Annotated in this window: 7 protein-coding genes and 1 pseudogene; 5 read left to right on the top strand and 3 right to left on the bottom strand. The window is 34.6% G+C overall.

All coding sequences use genetic code 11. From position 1 onward, the window contains the following. The 3 genes from VI621_RS10250 to VI621_RS10240 form a co-directional block, all read left to right on the top strand. Nucleotides 1-847: sensor histidine kinase (locus tag VI621_RS10250; RefSeq protein ID WP_324218292.1), on the top strand; the 847-nt coding region annotated here is incomplete at its 5' end. A 29-nt stretch (nt 848-876) separates the two neighbouring features. Then, complete coding sequence (locus tag VI621_RS10245; protein WP_324218291.1) at nt 877-1,539, top strand: response regulator; 663 nt, start codon at nt 877-879, stop codon at nt 1,537-1,539. A gap of 299 nt (nt 1,540-1,838) precedes the next feature. After that, entirely contained in the window at nt 1,839-2,168 is a 330-nt protein-coding gene (locus VI621_RS10240) for a hypothetical protein (protein WP_324218290.1), read from the top strand. Between the two features lie 46 nt (nt 2,169-2,214). Here VI621_RS10240 and VI621_RS10235 read toward each other — a convergent pair whose 3' ends face one another. After that, a complete protein-coding gene (locus VI621_RS10235) occupies nt 2,215-3,357 on the bottom strand; it encodes an ATP-binding protein (RefSeq protein WP_324218289.1) in 1,143 nt (380 codons plus the stop codon). 85 nt (nt 3,358-3,442) lie between these two features. Here VI621_RS10235 and VI621_RS10230 point away from each other — a divergent pair, with 85 nt between their 5' ends. Next, nucleotides 3,443-4,249 carry a DUF4382 domain-containing protein gene (locus VI621_RS10230; protein WP_324218288.1) on the top strand — a complete coding sequence of 269 codons (807 nt, stop codon included), beginning with the start codon at nt 3,443-3,445 and terminating at the stop codon, nt 4,247-4,249. 76 nt (nt 4,250-4,325) lie between these two features. Here VI621_RS10230 and VI621_RS10225 read toward each other — a convergent pair whose 3' ends face one another. Together VI621_RS10225 and VI621_RS10220 are read right to left on the bottom strand one after the other, a co-directional pair. Next, on the bottom strand, nt 4,326-5,081 hold the full coding sequence (locus tag VI621_RS10225) for an SDR family NAD(P)-dependent oxidoreductase (RefSeq protein ID WP_324218287.1): 756 nt from the start codon (nt 5,079-5,081) through the stop codon (nt 4,326-4,328). Between the two features lie 47 nt (nt 5,082-5,128). Further along, entirely contained in the window at nt 5,129-6,001 is an 873-nt protein-coding gene (locus tag VI621_RS10220; protein WP_324218286.1) for an aldo/keto reductase, read from the bottom strand. Nucleotides 6,002-6,213: 212 nt separating this feature from the next. On the opposite strand from VI621_RS10220, the pseudogene VI621_RS10215 reads away from it, so the two are divergent. After that, a pseudogene (locus VI621_RS10215) lies at nt 6,214-6,331 on the top strand (ATPase); the annotation flags it as partial.

Below are 6,331 nucleotides of genomic sequence, written 5' to 3'. Positions count from 1 at the left end.
TGAATTTGAAACCGACGAAATTTTAAATCAAAAAAATGACATTGAAGCCGAAAAAAATAAAATTTCCTCGCAAAGATGGATAATTGCAGGTTCTTCAACAGTAATGTTTTTGCTTGGAGCACTGTTATTTGTCGTTAAAACACAAAGAACTAAAAATAGAGAATTACAATTTGAGCAGGAACAGCAAAAAGCCAATCAGGAAATTTATCAGTTGATGCTCGACCAGCAAAGCAAAATAGAGGAAGGAAGGCAAAAAGAGAAAAAGCGCATTGCTCAGGAATTGCATGATGGAATCATGAGTAAATTGACCAGTACACGTCTTAATTTATTCATTCTCAGTCGAAAAACAGATGAGGAAACCATCAAAAAATGTCTTTTGCACATTGCGGAAATTCAAAATATTGAAAAAGAAATCAGAAGCATTGCACACGATCTTAGTCAGGATATTTTTTCCGGAAAAGACAGTTTCAAAACGATTATGGAAGCGCTGTTTGATGGACAAAAAAGTATTTCACAAGCAAATTGTCAATTAGAAATTGATGGTAGAATAAACTGGGAAGCCATAGAAAGCACCACCAAAATGCACCTTTATAGAATTTTTCAGGAAGCATTACAAAATATTCACAAGTATGCAAAAGCAAAAAACATCAGTGCGACGATAATAAAAGTTGAAGACCATATTCATATAGAAATTACAGATGATGGCGTTGGTTTTGACATTAAAAAAACAAGAGAAGGAATTGGCCTGAAAAACATGCAATCCAGAATGAAAATAGTCCAGGGCGAAATCGAGATTCTGTCCAACAATGGAGAAGGAACGCAAATAATCTTGATTATTCCGGTATAGATTTTTTACAACAGTTTAAACACGCAAAAATGAAGCTAAAAATCCTTATGGTTGATGATCATCCTTCAATGATTGAAGGGTATAAAATCATTTTGTCTTATAATGATCTGGGATTTGAAATAGAAACTACCGCGGCACATAATTGTGAAAACGCCTTTGAAATAATTACCAATACGACAAATTTAGATTTTTTCGATTTGGTTTTTTTGGATTATAGTTTGCCACCATTCGAAGCAAAAAACATATCGTCAGGTGAAGATTTAGCCATGTTGGTTAAAACCCATTTGCCAAATAGCAAGATAGTTATGCTGACTTCCCACACAGAAGCACTCATATTATACAATATTATAAGAAACGTAGAACCCGAAGGATTGTTGGTAAAAAGTGATTTCAGTGCAGAGGAATTGATTTCAGCGTTTGATATAATCATGAGAGGAGAAATCTATCATAGTTTAACCGTAAAACAAAACGTAAAAGAATTATTGTCTAAAAAAGTTTATTTAGATCACTTCAACAGGCAAATCATTACGCTTTTGGCACAAGGCATAAAAACCAAAAGTCTACCAGCTCATTTAAACCTTTCTATCAGTGCAATCGAAAAAAGAAAAGTGCAAATCCGAGATTATTTTTGTGTCCAAAAAGGGAATGATGAGGATATTATCAGAGAAGCCAGAAAACTGGGTATAATCTAAGAATCAGCTAACTTTCCGCTTTCAAACCAAAATTCAACTATAGAAAAACAGATTTCTATGATTCTTCCTGTTTATTTCTAATCCAAAGTTTAACAAAATAGGCGGTAAAACCGTAAAATGACACGTGACAATTGAGCTAATTTTGTGTTATGCATATAGGGCTATTATTTAGATTTTAAGTTGAGTAACTATTCGAAGTCCCCACCATGAATAGATCTTATTAAAATTCAATAAAGTTTATGACTATTGAGAAGGAGTATCAATGTACTCCAATAAATAAACCTATAAATTTTAACCAAATGAAAGAAACAATTCAAAAATTAGATGGCCAGGCTAGATTTAGTCTGTTATCTACCACTTTAGGTTTTGCAATATTATTAATATTGATGTTAAACCTTTTAGACTCAATTATGTACATGCTGCTATTAATGCAAGCGCCGGATTATGAATTCATTTTTGTGTCTTTCAAAGATGGTCATTATATCATAAATGACAAAAAAATGGGTCTTTCTATTTTTTATAATATTTTGGGAATTCTGATTTCATGGATTTTAATAATTTGCCATACCTTAAAAAGCATCAACAAACCCATTGGTTGGAGTTTGTTTTTTGATGTTGAATACCGATAATTTGATTGGTTTATAATATGAAATCGTTTTGAGAATAGAAAAAATGTTACAAATCGTACTTCATTTTTCTTAAAATTCGCATCGCCTCTTTAAAAGACAAATATACATTTGAGTTAGTTTGTGCTTTCAAAAGAGGTTTTGCAGCTATTAACTTTTGTTTGGCCTCTTCAAATCCGTTCAAGTAACAAATCATCAAAGTAGAAGGTAAATTTTCCAACTCTTTGCTTTCTCTTGGAGATAATATCAAGCCTTTTTGCAATTTGGTAATCAATGCTAAAGTGGCATTATATATATGATGCAACATTTTTCTATTGAATTTAGGTGGCTGAAAAAGCATTTCTGTATCCATTTTATAATATCCGTTTTCCTGAAAATGAATGGTCACTTTCTCCAACGGATAATAACTCGTCATGTCGTTTAAGCCTAGCGGCACAAATTCAATAATAGTAAAAGTGTCATTGTCAAAAGTTATCGTAACTACATCAAGCGCCGAGTAGAATAATTTTACCTGCTCGTTGATTAATTCAATATCCACTCTGGAAAGATAAATGTTATCGCGAATTTTCTTAGGGATTCCAGCCCAGCAAATCACAAACAATTCCTTAAAAACCTTATATTTTGGAGACATGTCTTTGTGACGAAAATTCATAAAATCAATTACGCCATCCAAAGTATATGCAATACTGTTCCGGGAATTATTTTCAATTCCGATAACGGTTTCTGCATTTTGATAATTTTTCTCATAAGAATCTTCAATTGGAACCGTATTGCTGCCTCTTCGAATAAAAACACTTTTGGAAGGAATAGTATGAATGCCTTTTTTAAAATAGGAAGTTTTGTTGTTTGGTTTTATGGTAACTAAACCGATTACTTTGTCTTTTGGTAAATTTGGAAAAGGCACATTTTCATATTGTATTTTCGGCGGATTTTCCAGAAAAGCATTCACCAGATTCTGAATATGACTGTCGTCGAAAAAATCAACACCCACCACTTCATTATTTTGATCCTCGACTCCCACAACGATATAAGAATTGTTCGTTGGATTTGAATTCGACAACGCACAAATGTGTTTTAGGAATTTCGCTTTTCCTTCCCGGGTATGCAAATTCAACTGGCGTTTTTTATCATAAAAACTGCTCTCGTCATTATGGGCGAGGAGGTTTTTAATAAGTAAACGCTTGTTAATCATTGTTAATACTGGGTTAATGAAATTAAATAGGCACTAATTTAAAGTTTTTTCCGTTAGAAACTTACTAACTTTAAAAAATCAATAGATGAAAAAGGTAAAATTTTATGCGTTAAGTTTATTTGTAATGGCTTCCGTAAGTTTGTTTTTTGTAAGCTGTGACGACAACGATGATTCAGCAAAAACATCAAGAGTTGCTGTAAGAATGACAGATGCTCCAGGCGATTATGAAGAAGTGAATGTGGAAGTGTTGGATGTTTTGATAAAAAGCACTTCAAGCACCGACGAACAGGGTTGGGTAAGTATTGGAAACATTACCCCGGGAATTTATAATTTATTAGATTTAACTGGTGGAGTTAATGTTTTATTGGCAGATAATGATGTCCCTTCAGGGAATTTAGGACAAATCCGATTATTACTGGGTACCAATAATACAGTAAAAAAAGATGGTGTAATTCATACTTTGAATACGCCAAGTGCACAACAATCAGGATTAAAATTACAAATTAATCAAACACTGGTAGCAGGTGCTACTTATGATTTCTTATTGGATTTTGATGTAGAACATTCTGTTGTAGTCCAAGCAGGTGGTTCAGGTAATTATAATTTACATCCGGTTATCAGAGTTTCTACGACAGCAAATTCTGGGGTTATAAAAGGATCAGTTGTTCCAGTGCCAGTTGGTGTTCAAGTTTTAGCATCAGTTCAAGTTGGAGACACTCCAGTTTCTGCTTACATGAATGAGCAAGGTTTATTTCAGTTAAATGGGATTCCAGCAGGAACATATACGGTAACATTGACTCCTGAAGCAACTTCTGGATTGGTGGCACAAAGTATTTTAGGCGTAGTTGTAGTTAATGGAGAAATTACAAATATGACCAGTGTTACGTTTTAATAGGCGTTTATAGATTTTATAAAAAGAGGCTGTCCGTAAAGACAGCCTCTTTTGTTTTTAAATAGTTTTCAGATGGCTAGACTACTTTTTTCACAATTGTAGAACTCGCTTGCGCCGTTGACATTACCACTAAATCGGCAATATTCACATGATACGGTCTCGAAACCACAAAATGAATAATATCGGCAATATCTTCTGGTTTCAACGGCTGGAAACCCTGATATACTTTTGAGGCTCTTTCGGTATCCCCTTTAAAACGCACTTCCGAAAATTCGGTTTCCACCATTCCGGGATGAATCGCGCCCACACGAATTCCGTGCGGATTTAAGTCCATTCGCATGCCTTGGTTTATCGCATCTACCGCATGTTTGCTCGCGCAGTAAACATTTCCGTTTGGATAGACTTCTTTGGCAGCCGTTGAGCCGATATTGATAATATGACCTGATTTCTGTTCAATCATTCCAGGAATTATCGCTTTAGAAACATACAACAATCCTTTCACGTTGATGTCAATCATCGCATCCCAATCGTCAATATTCCCGTTTTGAATTGGATCCATTCCATGCGCATTTCCCGCATTATTGATTAAAACATCGATTTTTGAAAATTCCGACGGTAAACTGGCGATGGCTTCAAAAACTTTTTCCTTATCCCGAACATCAAACAGTAAAGTGTGGACTTCCGTGAGTTCCGAAAGCTCTTTTTGCAATTCTGACATCCGTTCTTCTCTTCTTCCGCAAAGGATAATTTGATAGTTGTTTTGGGCTAATGCTCTGGCCGTTGCTCTTCCAATTCCGCTCGTGGCACCAGTTATTAAGGCTGTTTTTTTCATTTTTATAATATCAGAATAATTTAAAATTTGTAGTTTAAAATAATTATTTAGGGAACTTTATACCCTTGACTTTCTTCCCAAAAGGCAAACCAGTCTTCGAGCTCCATTTCTACAGTGGTGGCTTTCATCAGATTTGCAATTCTGGTTTTATCCGTAGTGCCACAAACAGGTAAAATTCCGGATGGATGTTTCAAAATCCAGGCAAGAAATAAAACATCAGCCTCAACATTGTATTTTAGCGAAAGGGTTTCGGCTAGTTTTTTTATCCGAAGCGATTTCTCACTATTAGTCGAAAAAAGCGAACCCAAAGGATTCCAGGCCATTGGCGTAATATCGTGCATTTGCATATAATCCAAGCTTCCGTCTAACATCGCTTCAAAATCCGCTACCGAAAACTGAATCTGGTTGTAATTTACTTTTGTTTTGGTCTGAATCAAATCAGTTTGAATAGGCGTAAAATTAGAAACCCCAAAATCCAGAATTTTACCTTCTTTTTTCAATTGAAGTATGGCTTCGGCAATTTCGTCAGGCTGCATCAACGGACTTGGCCGGTGCAATAAGAGCAAATCCAAATAATCCGTTTGCAAATTTTTTAAAGATTGTTCCACAGACCAGACAATATAGGCCTTTGAATAATCATAATGCTTGATTTTATTCGTTCTGTTTTCGGATAAAAGTTGAATCCCGCATTTCGAAATCAGCTGGATTTTTTCTCTCTCGATTTGGCTTTCGCCGAAGGCATTTCCGAAGGTATTTTCTGTAGTATATCCGCCATAAATATCGGCATGGTCAAAGGTGGTAATATTGTTTTCTAGGCAGCAACGCATCAGGTCAATCATCTGATTTTTGCTGGCATTTTTGCCCCAAATTCCCCAAGTCATCGTGCCCGCAATTATTCTGGAAAAAGTTGTTTTACTCATGAGTTTGATTTTTGACTAAAATCCGTAAATCTTTGATTTCAAAGCATATTTTTTTCAGTTCTTAAAAATATAAAAAGAAAATCACAAATCATCCTTAAAACCAATGGTTTCATACAAGTTTTAACGCATTGTTAACATTTTACTTCTAAAAAAAATTTCAATTTGCACTGTTAAAAATAAGACACTAATTTCACGACTTTAAAAATAAGAATATGGAAGAAAATACGACTACTTTGGACATTAGAGCGATTAATGAAAAAATAGAAAGAGAAAGTGCTTTTATTGACCTTCTCAGCATGGAAATGAACAAAGTGATTGTGGGTCAAAAGC

The sequence above is a fragment of the Flavobacterium sp. genome, assembly GCF_035292545.1.
Lineage (GTDB): Bacteria > Bacteroidota > Bacteroidia > Flavobacteriales > Flavobacteriaceae > Flavobacterium.
This window is presented reverse-complemented; position numbering and strand designations above follow the sequence as displayed.

Bases quoted from the DNA above. Each gene is read 5' to 3' on its own strand.
- VI621_RS10245 (WP_324218291.1), top strand. From the start codon at position 877: ATGAAGCTAAAAATCCTTATGGTTGATGATCATCCTTCAATGATTGAA.
- VI621_RS10240 (WP_324218290.1), top strand. From the start codon at position 1,839: ATGAAAGAAACAATTCAAAAATTAGATGGCCAGGCTAGATTTAGTCTG.
- VI621_RS10235 (WP_324218289.1), bottom strand. From the start codon at position 3,357: ATGATTAACAAGCGTTTACTTATTAAAAACCTCCTCGCCCATAATGAC.
- VI621_RS10230 (WP_324218288.1), top strand. From the start codon at position 3,443: ATGAAAAAGGTAAAATTTTATGCGTTAAGTTTATTTGTAATGGCTTCC.
- VI621_RS10225 (WP_324218287.1), bottom strand. From the start codon at position 5,081: ATGAAAAAAACAGCCTTAATAACTGGTGCCACGAGCGGAATTGGAAGA.
- VI621_RS10220 (WP_324218286.1), bottom strand. From the start codon at position 6,001: ATGAGTAAAACAACTTTTTCCAGAATAATTGCGGGCACGATGACTTGG.